At 65.0% G+C, this 15,427-nt stretch carries 15 protein-coding genes; 13 read left to right on the forward strand and 2 right to left on the reverse strand.

Going from position 1 to position 15,427, the window contains the following annotated elements; translation table 11 throughout:
- Window positions 1–76 precede the first annotated feature (76 nt).
- The 3 genes from TACI_RS02010 to TACI_RS02020 all read left to right on the forward strand — a co-directional run bounded on the left by TACI_RS02010 (window position 77) and on the right by TACI_RS02020 (window position 2,233).
- Window positions 77–490, forward strand: a complete 414-nt coding sequence (locus tag TACI_RS02010) for a hypothetical protein (RefSeq protein WP_242601172.1) — start codon at window positions 77–79, stop codon at window positions 488–490.
- Window positions 491–617: 127 nt separating this feature from the next.
- On the forward strand, window positions 618–1,883 hold the full coding sequence (locus TACI_RS02015; RefSeq protein ID WP_012869156.1) for a DUF1576 domain-containing protein: 1,266 nt from the start codon (window positions 618–620) through the stop codon (window positions 1,881–1,883).
- 5 nt (window positions 1,884–1,888) lie between these two features.
- Window positions 1,889–2,233: a hypothetical protein gene (locus tag TACI_RS02020; protein WP_012869157.1), complete on the forward strand. Its 345-nt coding sequence runs from the start codon at window positions 1,889–1,891 to the stop codon at window positions 2,231–2,233.
- Here the strand turns inward: TACI_RS02020 and TACI_RS09390 are convergent.
- A complete protein-coding gene (locus TACI_RS09390; protein WP_012869158.1) occupies window positions 2,230–4,206 on the reverse strand; it encodes an ABC-F family ATP-binding cassette domain-containing protein in 1,977 nt (658 codons plus the stop codon). The two genes, TACI_RS02020 and TACI_RS09390, sit on opposite strands and share 4 nt — an antisense overlap.
- A gap of 99 nt (window positions 4,207–4,305) precedes the next feature.
- Here TACI_RS09390 and TACI_RS02030 point away from each other — a divergent pair, with 99 nt between their 5' ends.
- Complete coding sequence (locus tag TACI_RS02030) at window positions 4,306–5,520, forward strand: MFS transporter (protein WP_012869159.1); 1,215 nt, start codon at window positions 4,306–4,308, stop codon at window positions 5,518–5,520.
- On the opposite strand, the gene TACI_RS02035 is transcribed toward TACI_RS02030, so the two are convergent.
- Complete coding sequence (locus TACI_RS02035) at window positions 5,510–7,111, reverse strand: PucR family transcriptional regulator (RefSeq protein WP_242601137.1); 1,602 nt, start codon at window positions 7,109–7,111, stop codon at window positions 5,510–5,512. The two genes, TACI_RS02030 and TACI_RS02035, sit on opposite strands and share 11 nt — an antisense overlap.
- Window positions 7,112–7,347: 236 nt before the next feature.
- Here TACI_RS02035 and TACI_RS02040 point away from each other — a divergent pair, with 236 nt between their 5' ends.
- The 9 genes from TACI_RS02040 to TACI_RS02080 all read left to right on the forward strand — a co-directional run bounded on the left by TACI_RS02040 (window position 7,348) and on the right by TACI_RS02080 (window position 15,423).
- A complete protein-coding gene (locus TACI_RS02040; RefSeq protein ID WP_012869161.1) occupies window positions 7,348–8,235 on the forward strand; it encodes a carbon-nitrogen hydrolase family protein in 888 nt (295 codons plus the stop codon).
- Window positions 8,236–8,240: 5 nt separating this feature from the next.
- Window positions 8,241–9,431, forward strand: a complete 1,191-nt coding sequence (locus TACI_RS02045) for a CaiB/BaiF CoA transferase family protein (protein ID WP_012869162.1) — start codon at window positions 8,241–8,243, stop codon at window positions 9,429–9,431.
- Window positions 9,428–10,111, forward strand: coding sequence for an oxamate carbamoyltransferase subunit AllH family protein (locus tag TACI_RS02050; RefSeq protein WP_012869163.1), 684 nt, complete (start codon window positions 9,428–9,430; stop codon window positions 10,109–10,111). The genes TACI_RS02045 and TACI_RS02050 overlap by 4 nt, the downstream gene beginning before the upstream one ends.
- On the forward strand, window positions 10,111–11,670 hold the full coding sequence (gene fdrA, locus TACI_RS02055) for an acyl-CoA synthetase FdrA (RefSeq protein ID WP_242601174.1): 1,560 nt from the start codon (window positions 10,111–10,113) through the stop codon (window positions 11,668–11,670). The genes TACI_RS02050 and fdrA overlap by 1 nt, the downstream gene beginning before the upstream one ends.
- A gap of 3 nt (window positions 11,671–11,673) precedes the next feature.
- Window positions 11,674–11,859, forward strand: coding sequence for a hypothetical protein (locus TACI_RS02060; protein ID WP_164925104.1), 186 nt, complete (start codon window positions 11,674–11,676; stop codon window positions 11,857–11,859).
- 48 nt (window positions 11,860–11,907) lie between these two features.
- A complete protein-coding gene (locus tag TACI_RS02065) occupies window positions 11,908–13,164 on the forward strand; it encodes a YlbE family protein (protein WP_012869166.1) in 1,257 nt (418 codons plus the stop codon).
- 42 nt (window positions 13,165–13,206) lie between these two features.
- The gene (locus tag TACI_RS02070; RefSeq protein ID WP_012869167.1) at window positions 13,207–14,010 is read left to right on the forward strand and encodes a cyclase family protein; all 804 of its coding nucleotides are present in this window, start codon (window positions 13,207–13,209) and stop codon (window positions 14,008–14,010) included.
- 65 nt (window positions 14,011–14,075) lie between these two features.
- Entirely contained in the window at window positions 14,076–14,930 is an 855-nt protein-coding gene (locus TACI_RS02075) for an FAD binding domain-containing protein (protein ID WP_012869168.1), read from the forward strand.
- Between the two features lie 13 nt (window positions 14,931–14,943).
- Complete coding sequence (locus tag TACI_RS02080; RefSeq protein ID WP_012869169.1) at window positions 14,944–15,423, forward strand: (2Fe-2S)-binding protein; 480 nt, start codon at window positions 14,944–14,946, stop codon at window positions 15,421–15,423.
- The last annotated feature ends 4 nt before the right edge of the window (window positions 15,424–15,427 follow it).

Here is a 15,427-nt window from a genome sequence, read left to right on the forward strand (position 1 = left end):
TGGACCGCCCAACCAATATATCACATACAACATGAGGAGTCTAACTTAAATTAAAAACAGGAGGTGGGGTTCCTTGGTGCTGATCAAGTTCCTGGTGGGGTTCCTGACCTGGGGGGCCATACTCTGGATGGTATACGGAAGGTACGGGGTCCCCTTCCTGGGGTCCCTCAGGGGGTCCGCCCGGGAGATACCGGGGGGCAGGCTCTTCGTCCCCTTCTTCCTCCTGGGGGAGGTGCTGATACAGGGCCTCTGGGTGGCCTACTGCGCCTCCAGGTCCATGGCCTTCGTGGAGGTCCTGGGCAAGCCCACGGCCTACGGGCTTGGGTTCCTGGCCTGTCAGGTACCCCTGGCCATGGTGGCCCGATCCCAGGGGGCGGGGGAGATCTACCACGTCCTGAGGTCCGTGATCCCCATGGGCCTCTTCCCCGCCTTCGTGCTCCACCCCCAGTACATGGCCATATACGCCTGGGCGCTGGGACGGATGGGTTGATGGCTTGGTATAATAATTGAGAACCCATGTGCTTTATTAAACAAAATTATAAAGGAGTGGTCCCCATGTTGAGGAAATCCCTGAACCATTCGCCCCCCAAGTCCATCGGGTCCGGAGGTGTCTCCTGATGGTGGAGGAGCAGCGCAAGGAGTTCCGTCGATACTGGATCGTGGCATCCTTCATGTTCGCCGTGGCCATCTACGGGATGTACCTCTGCGACGGCCAGGTGGACGAGCTATTGGCGGGTCTGACCCGGATAATCACCTCCCCGTCTACCCTTATAACCGACTACGTGCTGCTTGGGGGCCCCAGCGCCGCCTTCGTCAACGCGGGGATGCTGGGCCTGTCTGCCTTGGGGGTCTGTGCCGTGGCGGGGGTGGGGCTCACCGGTCCCGCCATAGCGGCGGTCTTCACCGTCTGCGGGTTCGGGTTCTTCGGCAAGAACCTGTTCAACGTGTGGCCCATAATATTCGGCGTGGCCCTCCACAGTCGGTTCAAGGGGCTCCCATTCAAGGACCACCTGCTCATAGCCCTCTTCGGAACCTCCCTGGCACCACTGGTGAGCGAGCTGGCCTTCGGCGGCCACCTGTCCCCCATGGGCAACGGTCCCTTCTCGCTGGTGATGGCGGTGCTAGGCGGCCTGGCGGTGGGGTTCTTCCTGCCCCCCTTGGCCAAGCACTTCCTGGTGGTCCACCAGGGTTACAACCTCTACAACGTGGGCTTCTCCTGCGGCTTCCTGGGGCTGGTGGCCCTGGGCACCCTGAGGGCCCTGGGCATACCCCTGGAGGGGGGCTTCTACTGGTTCCACGGGGGACACGACCTGTTCTTCGTTCCTCTCCTGCTCTTCTTCTCCGGGATGATCATAACGGGGTTCATAATATGTCCCGATTTCAGGCGGGGCCTGGCGGAGCTCTACTCCTCCTCAGGACGTCTCGTGTCGGACTTCGTCCAGTACGCCGGGTTCGGCCCCTCGCTGGTTAACATGGGCACCCTGGGCCTGGTTGGGCTCTTATATCTCAAGTTCACCGGGGGGGACATCAACGGCCCCACCATAGGGGGGCTAATGACCCTCTCGGGCTTCGGCGGCTTCGGCAAACACCTGAGGAACGTGCTCCCCGTGGCATTGGGGACCTGGTTTGCGGGGGCCATCTCCGTCTGGCCGGTCAACAACCCGGGCGCCACCCTGGCGGTGCTCTTCAGCGGATGCCTCGCCCCCGTGGGGGGTGCCTTCGGCCCCGCCGCGGGCTTCGCCGCCGGGTTCCTTCACCTCATCGTGGTCATGACCGTGGGGGGCATCCACGGGGGGCTCAGCCTGTATAATAACGGTCTATCGGGCGGCATCGTGGCCGCCATGCTTCTGCCGGTTCTGGAGTCCTTGCGGGAGGAGGATTGATCCCAGTGAAAGGCCAGTGGGCCAAGGCCATCCACGCCTCCGGGGAGCTGGTGGCCTACCTTATCCGTCGCGGCGCCCGGGACATAGACAACCACTACCGGTTCCTGGATGGGGTCCTCCACGTGGAGATCCGCTCCAAGGACCTGGTGCTCTCCGACGAGGACCTCTCGAGGCTCCGCCGGAGGCTCATCCACCCCCAGCAGAGGGAGATAGGGGAGTACTACTGGGGGCTCGCCGGGGGGGAGCACAAGGGGACCGAGCTGGAGGTGGTAGGCAACGCCACTGAGGTCCTGTCGGTGGAGTCCTCCCCGGATGAGGGGACGGTGATACTCCTCCGACGAAGGGACTAGCCGATGGAGTCCAGCTCGGCGGCCAGCTCCTCCCACCGGGCGTACAGCCCTTCCAGGGAGGAGCTCAGGCCGGACAGCTCCACCATCAGCTCCTGAACCAGGGCGGAGTCGGAGAGCACCTCCGGATCGCAGAGCATGCTCTCCACCTGGGACTTCCTGCCCTCCGCCTCCTCGATGGCCCGCTCCACCGGGGCCATCCGGTCCTCCACCGCCTTGCGAAGCCTGTAAAGCCGGTTCCTCTCCTCCGCCTCCCTACGCCTCTCCTCCCGGAGGGAGCTCCCCTCCCTCCGCTGGGGGGCCTGGGAGGACCCAAGCTCCCGCTCCCTCTCCCTCTCCCTCTCCCTCTCCTGCTCCCGGCGCCTCTCGATGAACCGGGAGTAGTTCCCCACGTACTGGTGGAGGCATCCATCCCGCACCTCAAATACCCGGTTGCAGATCCGGTCCAGGAAGTCTCGGTGGTGGGACACCACCACCAGCGTCCCCTGATAGGCGTCCAGCGCCTCGGCGAAGATCTCCAGGGTGTCCTCGTCCAGGTGGTTGGTGGGCTCGTCCAGCAGGAGAAGGTTCACCGGGGACATCAGTATCTTGGCCAGCGCCAGCCGGGACTTCTCCCCCCCGGAGAGAACCTCCACCGGCAGGTCCCAGTGGTCCGGGCCGAACAGGAAGGCCCCCAGCACCGACTTTACCTCCTGGTCCGTGAGCTGGTCCGAGCCGGAACGGGCCTCCTTGAACACCGTCCCCCGATAGTCCAGGTTCTCCGAGCTGTCCTGGGAGAAGAAGCCCGTCACCACCCCCTGCCCGAGCCTGACCTGCCCCTCGGTGGGGACCTGCTGGGAGGCCATGAGCCTCATCAGGGTGGACTTCCCCGAGCCGTTGTAGCCCACCAGGGCCACCCGGTCCCCCCGGTGGAGCTCGAAATCCAGATCCCGGAGGATCCACCGGTCGTAGAGGACCCCCAGCCCCTTGGCCTCCAACACCAGCTCCGGTCCCCGGGGACAGCTGGGGATCCTTATCCGGACCTCCCGCCGGGAGGCCTCCAGCTGAACATCCTCCAGCCTCTCCAGCTGCTTCAGCCGGCTCTGCACCTGGGAGGCCTTGGAGGCCTTGCAGCGGAACCGCTGGACGAACTCCATGGTGTCCTCCCGGATCCGCTGTACCTCCCGGGCCCTGCGCCGCGCCGCCTCCTCCTCGGACCTCCGGGCCGCCAGGTAGTCCTCGTAGCTCCCCCGGTAGGTGCGAACCCTTCCGCCCCTTATCTCCGCCACCGCGGAGGTGACGGCGTTTATGAACCGGCGGTCGTGGGAGACCGCCACCATGGTGCCCTCGAACTGCCTAAGATACCCCTCCAGCCACTCGATGCTCTCCGTGTCCAGGTGGTTGGTGGGCTCGTCCAGCAGCATCACGTCCGGCTCGGATAGGAGGATGGACGCCAAGAGGATCCTCATCTTCCACCCCCCGGAGAAGCGGCCGCAGTCCCTCTCGTGATCCCCCTCCCGGAAACCCAGCCCCCACAGAACCCGCCGGGCCCGGGCCTCGAAGGAGTAGCCCTCCAGCCGAAGGATCAGGCCGTGCAGCCGGTCGTGCTCCCGGGCCAGCGCCAGGGCCTCCCCCTGGTCCAATCCCGCTTCCCCCATCCTACCCTCCAGACGCTTCAGCTCCTCCATGGCCTGGGACAGGCCGCACCGGGCGGTCAGGAACTCCATCACCGTCCCGGGGCCCACCTGGGCTATGTCCTGGGGAAGGTAGCCTATGCGCCCACCCCTCACCTTGACGCTGCCCCCGTGGGGGGACTCCTCCCCGGCGATGAGCCTCATGAGGGAGGTCTTACCGCAACCGTTGGGCCCCACCAGGGCCACCTTCTCTCCGCCGGGCACCACCCAGTCGGCCCCGTCCAGGATCACCCGGTCCTGGTACCTAAGGGAGACCCCCTCAAGGATTATCAGATCCGATCCCTCCAGTCGTTGGTTTGCCAAGGGGGATTTTACAATCCCCCCGGATCCGTGTCCAAAGGGTACGATCACCGGGCGGGATGGTAAACTTGAACCATTACAAATCGAACCGGAGGACTGATCATGAGAACTCTTCGATTCTGCTCCGACCGGCGGTGGCTGTCCTGGGTGCTGCAGGACGTGGGGAACTCCGCCTTCGCCACCACCGTGATGGCGGTCATGTACCCCCTCTTCTATCGGGAGGTGCTCGGCAGGGGAGGTCCGAACGAGCTGGTGCTGGCCATGTGGGGCTACGGCACCGCGGTGGGCATGTTGCTGACCGCCCTCATGGCGCCACCACTTGGGGCCTGGGCGGACTTGAGGGGCCTCAGGAAGAGGCTCTTCATCGCCTTCTCCCTGGTGGGGGTGGCGTCCTCCATCGCCATGGGGTTCCTTGGGGAGGGGCAGTGGATGCTTGGACTTGGGGTCTTCGTCATGGGCTCCCTGGGCTTCTCCTTCAACAATGTCTTCTACGATTCCTTCCTGCCCCACCTGGCCCGGGAGGAGGACAGGGCCTACCTCTCGTCCGCCGGCTACGCCATGGGCTACCTGGGGGGCGGGGTGCTGCTGCTGGTCAACGCCATCATGGCGGCCAGGATGGGGGAGGCGGGGTTCCGACTCTCCTTCGTGTCCGTGGGGCTCTGGTGGGCGGTCCTCCTGGTGCCCTTCGCCCTGTGGGTGGGGGAGCCGCCGGTGGAGCCCCACGGCGGCTTGGGGCCCTGGGAGAGGCCCCTCAGGACCCTCCGGGAGCTGCCCCGCACCCCAAACGTCATGTGGTTCCTCTTCGCCTTCTGGCTCTACAACGACGGCATAGGGACCATAATGAGGATGGGGGTCCTCTACGGGTCCACCCTGGGCATAGACCAGCGGACCCTGCTATTCTCCCTGGTGGCCACCCAGTTCGTGGGGATCCCGCTGACCATGATCTGGGCCAAGGTGGCGGAGGCCTTTGGAGACAAGGCAACCCTGATGGTAACCCTGGGGGTGTACCTGGCCATATGCCTCATGGTGCCCTTCGTGAGGACCCCGGGGCACTTCTGGGCCATGGCCCTGTCCATAGGGTCCGTCCAGGGAGGCGCCCAGGCCCTGTCCAGATCCCTCTTCTCCCGGATCGTCCCCAAGGAGCGGAGCGCGGAGCTCTTCGGTTTCTACGACCTGTCCAGCAAGTTCGCCGGGGTCCTGGGGCCCATGGCCTTCGGGGTAATATCCCAGCTGACCGGCTCCTTTGCTGTGGGGGGGCCGCTGCTGGCGGGGTTCTTCCTGTTGGGCATGGCTTTCCTTTCGAGGGTCAGGGCTTGATCCCCCGCTTCTGGTAGGAGTTGCCTATGTGGAACGCCAGGGTCAGCCCCAGCCGGTGGTGTGGGTTGCTCAAGTCCACCTGCAGGATCTCCTCCAGGTCGTCCAGGTGGTTCCGCACCGTGTTGTAGTGCAGGTGCAGCCCCTTGGCGCACTGTTTGGCGTTGAAGTCGGAGCTGACCAGGCTCCGGACCAGATCCTTGAGGGGCATGCTCCTCCTGGAGCTGGAGGGACCGTCCTCCAGCAGGGGCTCGAAGAACCGCTGATATACCCCCTTGGCCTCCGGCAGGCGGAACAGGTTGTCCAGCAGGGCGTAGAGGGACAGGTCGTCGTGGGCGTAGGCCCCGGGTTCCAGGCCGAACTCCCGAAGCCAGGTGAAGGTCCTCTTGGCCTCGTGGTACGATCGAGTCACGTCCTCCATGTTCCTGACCGGGCCGCCCACGGCCACATAGACCCTTAGGTCCTGCCCCTTCTGATCCCACTCCCGCTTCATTTGCTCCAGGTCGCCTACTGGCACCAGGCCGGTCCACATGTCCGCCAGCCGGTAGCTCATCACCGAGTTCTGGGGGGTCCACCGGGGGGACGACCCGTCCGCGGAGGACACCATCACCACGCATCCCCTCTTGGGGAGCACTATCCCAAGCTCCCTCATGTTGGCCTCCACGATGGAGGGGTCGTTGTATATGTCAAGACACAGGGCCTCGAAGAACCGCTCCTTCTTCATGGCTGACCGGTTGCTTATGGCCGCCAGCTCCAGGGCCGAGGCCCTCACCAGCGTCATGGCCCGAAGGACCATCCTGTCCTGCCTGGCGGAGGGCACCGTCTCCCCCTCGCTGAGCCACAGGTGCACCGTGAGGGGCGTGTCCGACAGGAACCGGTAGGAGGCGCTCCACTGAAGGGTCCCGCTGTTCCGAAGCTCCAGGTTCACCAACACCTGCCCCCTCTTGGGCAGCCCCCTCTCCTGAACCACCGGGGTCTTTATGAACCTCATGGCCTCCTCAGAGTCCTCCACTGAGCCGTCAGGAAGGAAGTTGTTGCATATGCCCAGCTGGCTGCACTGGACCGTGAGGGTCCTCTGAAGCCGGGAGGCGAAGGTGGAGAGTATCCGCTTTATGTCCAGCCCCTCCTCCAGGAAGCTCCCCACCTCGTCCAGGGAGCAGGAGGCCCGGTGCCGCTCCTGGAGGATGAAGGTCTGAACCCCCTCGATTATGTCGGTCCAACGGTAGTGCATGGGGATCGACAGGAGCGGCAGGGCCAGCTGGTCCGCCAGGTTCACCATCCCGGGGGGTAGCTGGTGGTGATACCGGTCAAGCTTTATCCCCACCGCCGCCACGTTCCGCTCGTTGACCCGGGTCAGGAAGTCCACGAAGGCCCCCGGATCCTCCCGGAAGATGTAGCCGCTGCCCACCAGCAGTTCCCCACCCCTCATCCACCGGTCCACGTCCGGCGCGTCGATCACCGACACGGAGGTGAGCGCCCGGTTCAGACCCCCGCTGCCCCCCAGAAGCTCGAAGTCCGGGAAGAGGTGGTGCCGTAAAAGGTCCGCCGCTATCAATGCAATCCCCCATTCCTTACGGCCAGTTGTGAAGCGCATATCAATATGGATAAGGTTGCTCCCATGACCGCTCCATCTTGTCACCCGTTGCCATATGATACACCCTGGGGAGGAAGTATTGTAGTGGGGCAGAGAAGGCGTTCGAATTATAGGATAGTTGGGAGCGTCCGATCGGAATGGGCTGGATCCTTCCGTCCGGTGTTGGTTAGCGATTACATAATATAGGATTTTGGAGCTAGGGGCCTATGTGTTGGGCTCACAGGGGGGATGAGGGGATGAGATCATTCGTGGCGGCGGCGGTCCAGTTCGCCGTGGAGCCCATGAACGTGAAGGAGAACCTATCGCGGGCTGAGGGTTGGATAGATCGGTGCGTCAAGGAGTCCGGGGCCCATCTGGTGGTACTGCCCGAGAGCTTCACCACCGGCTTCACCCCCGTGGGGGGTGCGGAGGACCTGTGGGATGCGGTGTCGGAGATCCCCGGTCCCTTGACCGACCAGGGGGTCCGTTGGGCCCGGGAGATGGGGATATACATAGTTTTCCCCACCTACGAGAGGGGGAGCCAGCGGGGGGTGGTGTACAACTCCGCTGCCCTCATAGGCCCCTCAGGGATCTTGGGGGTCTATCGCAAGACCCATCCGTTCCCCACCGAGCGACTCGAGGGGGGAGGCTGGACCACCCCTGGGTATGAGCCCTTCTGCGTGGAGACCGAGCTGGGGAAGATAGGCATCGTCATCTGCTACGACGGGGACTTCCCGGAGCTGGCCCGGGTCACCACCCTGATGGGGGCGGAGGTGATCTGCCGTCCCTCCGCCTTCATGAGGACCTTCGACCACTGGAACATCACCAACCTGGCCAGGGCCTACGACAACCACGTGTACTGGATCGCCACCAACTCGGTGGGCAGGGACGCCTCCGGGGCCTATTTCTTCGGCGGGTCCATGATAGTTCACCCCTCCGCCATGAAGCTCGCCCAGGCCAGGGCCAGCGACGAGTACGTGTGGGCCCGGCTGGAGCCGGATCCCATAAGACGCGTCTTCCCCAACAGCTCCGCAGAGCAGTGGTTCGACCACGTGGAGGACCGGAACCTTCGAAGCTACAAGGGCCTCCTGGATCAGGGCCGGTGTCCCTTCGAGCCCGCCAGGCGGATCCCCTACGGGAGGTGAGCAGTATGAAGATGCCGCTGGAGGGGTTGGTTATCCTGGATCTGACCCGGGTGCTGGCGGGGCCCTTCGCCACCATGATGCTGTCCGACATGGGGGCCCGGGTGATAAAGGTGGAGAACCCCGCGGGGGGCGACGACTCCCGGGCCTTTGCCCCCATGCTCAACGGGGAGAGCGCCTACTTCATGAGCATAAACCGGGGCAAGGAGAGCGTGGCCATAAACCTGAAGGACCCAAAGGGGAAGGAGCTCCTGCTGGAGCTGGTCAAGAAGGTGGACGTGCTGGTGGAGAACTTCAAGCCCGGCACCATGGACAAGCTGGGGCTGGGCTATGAGGTCCTGTCCCAGGTGAACCCCCGGCTCATCTACGCCGCCAGCTCCGGCTTTGGCCAGTACGGCCCCTACAGCCACCTGCCCGCCTACGACCTGATAATCCAAGGGATGGGGGGCCTTCAGAGCATAACCGGCCCGGACCCGGAGCACCCCACCAAGGTGGGCTCCTCCATGGCGGATATCCTGGCGGGGATCTTCACCGTCATAGGGATCCTTGCGGCCCTGAGGGCCCGGGAAGTTACCGGCTTGGGGCAGATGGTGGACGTGGCCATGCTGGACTGCCTTGTGGCCACCCTGGAGAACGCCATAGCCCGCTACGTGGTGACCGGATCGGTGCCCAGGCCCGCGGGCAACGACCACCCCTCAATAGCCCCCTTCGCCACCTTCGAGAGCGCCGACGGGTTCGTCAACATAGCGGCGGGCAACGACTCCCTCTGGCGGAAGCTGTGTGACGCCCTGGGAATCGGCGAGCTGGCGGAGGACAGCCGGTTCCTCACCAACTCGGACCGGCTGGCCAACTGGCCGGAGCTCAAGGCCATCATAAACGAGCACACCAGGACCAAGCCCACGGACCACTGGGTCAAGGTTCTGAGGGAGGCTCAGGTCCCCTGCGGCCCCATAAACACCGTGGACCGGGTCATGGCGGACCCCCACGTGCTGGCCCGGGACATGATCGTGTCCCTGGTTCACCCGGTGGCGGGGGAGCTCAAGGTGCCCGGGGTGCCCATAAAGTTCTCCAAGACCCCGGGGGAGATCAAGGGCCCCGCCCCGCTCTTGGGGCAGCACACCCGGTCGGTCCTCCAGGAGATGCTGGGGCTGGATCAGGAGGCCATCGACGAGCTCAAGGAGAAGGGCGCCATAGCTTGAGGATCCTTGGGGCCAGCTCCGACCTGAAATCGTCGACCTTGAGGGTCCGGGAGGTCCACCGAAGGGCCCTGAACCTGGAGGGCCCCCTGGGGGAGAGGTACAGCCTGGTGACCGGCCCGTCCATGATGGGGCCCCGGAGCGCCCTGGTGGACCGGCTGCCGGTTCTCCCGGAGGGGGAGATGGTGAAATTGGAGGGGGGCTGGGATGCCACCTACGATCCCTCCCTGGCGGGGTTGAGGCCCCGGGGCCGTTGGAGGCCCCTGTGGCTAGAGTGGCTGGAGCTGATGGATGACCCGGACCTGGAGGTGCTCAGGGGGCCGGTCCGGTCCGGGGAGTTGATGGGCCTGGTGGGGCTCGGCCCGGGTCACACCCCTGCGGGGGACGACCTGATAACCGGTTGGCTGGCGGCCCGGTGGACGCTGGGGGACCTGGAGTCCACGTCCCGGTTTCTGGAGGGGTTCGATCCTGGGCTCACCACCTGGCTGGGGGGGGACCAGATGACCTGGGCGGCCAGGGGCTTCGCCTGGGCGCCCCTCAAGGGCCTCCTCTCCGCCCTGTCCAGCTCCGATCCGGAGGGGATCCTCGATGCCCTGGGGGAGCTGGAGGCGGTGGGGCACACCTCGGGGAGGAGCTGCCTTGTGGGATTGGCCCTGGGGTTGGAGGGGGCCATGGAGGTTTGATGCGGTTGGAGGTGATGGGGTTGCAGCGTTTGGAGGTTGTGGAACGGACGTACTACGACAGCGTGACCCTCATGAGGGTCGCCAAGGAGATAGGGGGCATGGAGGGGGTCAGCTCCGCATCCCTGTCCATGGGCACCGACGCCAACTTGAGGATCCTGGCCGCCGCGGGCTTCGACGTGTCGAATCTCAGCGCCACGCCCAACGATCTGATAATAGCCGTCATGGGGGAGCAGGACGTGCTGGACCTGGCGGTGGCAAAGGCCAAGGAGTACCTGAGCAACCCCCCCTGGAGGCAGGGGCAGGATGGCGGGGAGTCCTACAAGCCCCGGAGCCTGGACGGGGCCCTCACGGTCATGCCGGAGGCCAACCTGGCGGTGATCTCCGTGGCGGGGCGCTACGCGGGGGACGTGGCCATGGACTGCATAGCCAAGGACCTTAACGTGATGCTCTACTCGGACAACGTGCCCCTGGAGAAGGAGATAGAGGTCAAGCGGGCCGCGGCGGAGAAGGGGCTCCTGGTGATGGGCCCTGACTGCGGCACGGTGGTGATCCGTGGGGTGGCCATAGGCATGGCCAACTCGTGCCCCACCGGCCCGGTGTCCATCGTGGCCGCCGCCGGCACGGGCCTTCAGGAGGTCCACGTGCAACTGGCCAGGCGGGGGGTCGGCACCCTCCACGGCATAGGCACCGGCGGCCGGGACGTCAAGTCCCAGGTGGGGGGGATCATGGTGGAGATGGCCTCCCGGCTCCTCCTGGAGGACCACGAGGTCCAGGTGCTGGTGATAGTGGGCAAGCCCCCCGCACCGGAGGTGGAGGAGCGGATCCTCCATCTGGCCAGGGGTAGCTCCAAGCCGGTGGTGCTGGGCTTCGTCGGCGGCAAGGCCAAGGGGGACCAGCACCCGGTCTACATCTGCCGGGAGCTGGAGGAGACCGCTGCGGTGGCCGCCGCCCTGGCCAAGGGGGAGGACGTGCCCCAGGTCCGTGCCGCCATGGATGCCCAGGTGGAGGAGCTCAAGGCCCTGGCCAAGAGGATAGGCCCCAGGAAGGGGTACCTCAGGGGGCTCTACTCGGGCGGAACCCTCTGCTACGAGGCCCAGCTCATAGCCCGGGACATACTGGGCCCCATCCATAGCAACACCCCCCTGGAGGAGCACCTTAAGCTTGAGGACAGCCTCAGGTCGGTGGAGCACACCATAGTGGACTTCGGCGAGGACGAGTTCACCCAGGGACGCCTGCACCCCATGATAGACGTGTCCCTCCGGGCCTCCCGTTTCCAGGAGGAGGTCAAGGACCCGGAGGTCGGGGTGGTGCTCTTCGATGTGGTGATCGGTTACGGCTGCCACCCGGATCCCGCCACCGGGCTGGTGGAGGGCATCCGGAAGGCCAAGGAGATATGCGGCGACCGGGTGGTCTTTGTGGCCTCCGTCTGCGGGACCCCCGACGACGTCCAGGACGCGGACAGGCAGAGGAGGATCCTGGAGGAGGCCGGTGTGGTGGTGATGGACAGCAACGCCAAGGCCTCGCGGCTTGCGTCCTTCCTTCTGTCGCTGTCGGAGTAGGGGGTGAGGGGTTTGAACCAGAAGCTGAGGAGCCTTCTCAAGGAGGGGCCCCGGGCGGTGAACATTGGGGTGGAGCAGTTCGCCCAGGACCTGGCCGCCCAGGGGGTTAAGGTGGTTCAGATGGACTGGCGGCCCCCCCAGGCGGGGTCGGATCTCCTGTCCAAGCTGAGAAAGCTGAAGAGGCAGTAGGCGTTTGATCGAGCTGATCTAGATTAGGAAAGGGAGGGGTAGGTTGTCATGGTAGACATCGACAAGGCGAACCAGGAGGCCCTATCGAGGCTTCTGTCCGCCCAGCCGGTCCTGGTGGACATGGGGCTGGCCAAGGACGTGGTGCCCGGGATGGGGGAGAGGACCCTGCTTCACGCGGGGCCTCCCATCACGTGGGAGAGGATGTCGGGCCCCATGCGGGGGGCGGTGATGGCCGCGTGCCTCTACGAGGGGTGGGCCTCCACCCCGGAGGAGGCGGTGGAGCTGGCCGCCAGCGGTGAGATAACCTTTGATCCCTGCCACCACCACAGCGCCGTGGGGCCCATGGCGGGGGTCACCAGCCCCAACATGCCGGTCTTCGTCATTGAGAACAAGGACCGGGGGAACCGGGCGTACTGCAGCATGAACGAGGGGCTGGGCAAGGTGATGAGGATGGGTGCCTACGATGACGAGGTGATAGAGCGCCTCAAGTGGATGAGGTACACCCTTTACCCCAACCTTCATGCGGGGGTACGTAGGGCCTACGAGGTCCAGGGGGGCATCGACATCAAGAACATCATCGCCCAGGCGCTCCACATGGGGGACGAGATGCACAACCGCAACAAGGCGGGCACCAGCCTGTTCCTCCGGGCCATCGTCCCCTTCATGATCGAGGCGGCCCCCAACTGTAGGGACCTGGCGGAGGTGGTCCGGTTCATAGACAAGAACGATCACTTCTTCCTGAACCTGGCCATGGCGGCTGCCAAGGCCAGCACCGAGGCGGCCCACGACGTGGAGGGCTCATCTCTGGTGACCATAATGGCCAGGAACGGCACCGAGATGGGCATACAGGTGTCGGGACTGGGCAGGCGGTGGTTCACCTGTGAGGCGGCGCTGCCCGACGTGCTCCTGTTCCCGGGCTTCACCAAGGACGACGTGAACCGGGACATAGGGGACAGCGCCATAATGGAGACCCTGGGCATCGGCGGCTTCGCCCTGGCGGCGGCCCCCGCCATCGTCCAGTTCATCGGCGGCACGCCGGCGGACGCGGCCAAGTACACCCTGGAGATGTACGAGATAACCCTGGGGGAGAACAACGTCTACTCCATCCCGTCCCTCAACTTCCGGGGTACCCCCACGGGGATCGACGTCCTAAAGGTGGCGGAGACGGGCATAACCCCCGTGCTGGACACCGGGGCGGCCCACAAGGAGCCCGGCCGGGGCCAGGTTGGGGCTGGTATAGTGCGGATGCCCTCCGAGGCCTTCATAAAGGCGGCGGAGGCCTTCGTGGAGCGCTACGCGGAGTAGCGACCGGTAGATATCTCTCTAAATAAAAGGAGGAGACGCCATATGAGCAGCAACTGGGAGCTTAAGAACTGGGGCAACATCAAGGTTTACGACCTGACCATACCCATCAGCCACCTGACCCCCGCTTGGCCCACCTACGAGCCACTTCAGGTGAAGTTCTTCAAGCGGTTGGCCCCCAACGGCGCCAACGGACAGCTTCTGACCCACTCCAACCACGTGGGCACCCACCTGGACGGGCCCCTTCACTTCTGCACCCACGGCTGCGACATCGCCAGCCTGGAGCTGAAGGACTTCCTGGTGGGCCCCGGCGTGGTGGTGGACATCAGCGACATAGCGGAGGACTACGGGATCTACACCAGCAAGGACATTGAGGAGCGGGCGGAGATCCACGACGGGGACATACTGATCATCAACACCGGCTACCACCGCTACGGCTGGGATCAGCCCGAGGCTGACGAGGTGCGCTACATGGTGATGCACCCGGGGCCCACCAACGAGTTCGCCCAGTGGTGCAAGAAGCGCAAGATAAAGTGGATCGGCGTGGACTGCGGCTCCGCGGATCATCCCATGAACACCAAGATCCGGGAGTGGATGCCCTATCACGCCAAGATGGCGGACAAGCACCTGAGGGAGAAGTACGGCAAGGGGCTGGACGACTTCTTCCCCCCCGAGGACTATCAGCTGATGCACATCGACCTGTTCCCCCACAACATCATCCACGCCGAGTGCCTTGGGGGGGACATCGACCTCCTCTCCGGGAAGAGGGTCACCATCGGCTGCTTCCCCTGGCGCTTTGAGGGCGGCGAGTCCTGCATAAGCCGCATCGTTGCCTTCGCGGAGGAGTAGGGCTGTTGACTTGGGGCGTTCCTTATTTGGAGCGCCCCATTTTTTGAAGATGGGGGTGTGACCTTATGCTTTCCTTTGAGCTGGAGAGGCCCTCCACGCTGGCGGAGGCCATGAAGCTCCTAGAGAGGGAGGGGGCCTGGGCCAAGAACGGGGGCACGGACCTCCTGGTCTGGATGAAGAAGCACGCCATACAGCCCAAGCTGGTGGTGGACCTTAGCCTCATAGAGGAGCTCCACCGGATCCACTTCGACCCCAAGGAGGGGCTCACCGTGGGGGCCTGCGTGACCCTGAACGACCTGGCGAACTTCAAGGAGGCCCGGGAGCTGTACCCCGCCCTGGTGGAGGCCGCCATGTCCCACTCGGACCACATCATAAGGAACAAGGCAACCTACGTGGGGAACCTTTGCTCCTCGGTCCCCTCGGGGGACATGATCCCCCCCACGGTGGTGTACCAGGGGGTGCTTCACTTGGCGTCCCACCATGGTGAGAGGGCGGTGCCCATTATGGAGTTCATAGTGGGTCCCCGGCGCAACGTCCTCAAGCCCGGCGAGGTGGTCACCCGGGTGACCCTGCCGGTGCCCGATGGTCCCTCCGCGGGCAGGTACATAAAGCTTGGCCGCCGGAACGCCCTTGACCTGGCCCAGGTGGGTGTGGCCTGCGTGGTAACCGACGGTCCCTCCGGCAGGAGGTACCGCCTGTCCTACGGGGCGGTCTCCCCGGTGCCGGTGAGGGCCACCAAGGCGGAGGCGCTCTTGGAGGGGGTCAAGTCCCCCGATGGGGCCCTGCTGGAGAGGGTGGCGGAGGAGGCGAAGCTCTCGGTGAACCCCATAACGGACGTCAGGGCCAGCCGGGAGTACCGGCTCTCCATGGTGGGGGAGCTCACCAAGAGGGCCATAGCCGAGTGTCTCGAGAGGCTTTAGGGGGGCTGTTTGGATGTCCAAGAAGACCATAAGTTTCACCTTGAACGGTCGTCCCGTCAGCATGGACGTGGAGCCCAGGACCACTCTCCTTCGGGCCTTGAGGGATTACGGGGTGACCAGCGTCAAGAGGGGTTGCGAGGAGGGCGAGTGCGGCACCTGCACCGTCATCCTGGACGGCAAGCTTCAGAAGTCCTGCATGGTGCTGGCCCAGGAGGCGGAGGGCCGGGAGGTGCTCACCGCCGAGGGGCTGGTCTCCCGGGATGGCAAGCTGCACCCGGTCCAGCAGGCTTTCATAGAGGAGGGGGCCATCCAGTGCGGGTTCTGCACCCCCGGCATGGTCCTGGCGGTATATGACCTTCTGAAGCGCAATCCTAACCCCACCGACGAGGAGATGAAGGTGGCCCTGTCGGGGAACCTGTGCCGCTGCACCGGCTACGAGGGGATCTTCAGGGCGGTTCGGAAGGCAGCGAAGCTTATGTCCGCTGGGGCATGAAGGG

This window comes from Thermanaerovibrio acidaminovorans DSM 6589 (assembly GCF_000024905.1).
GTDB classification, from domain to species: Bacteria; Synergistota; Synergistia; order Synergistales; family Synergistaceae; genus Thermanaerovibrio; species Thermanaerovibrio acidaminovorans.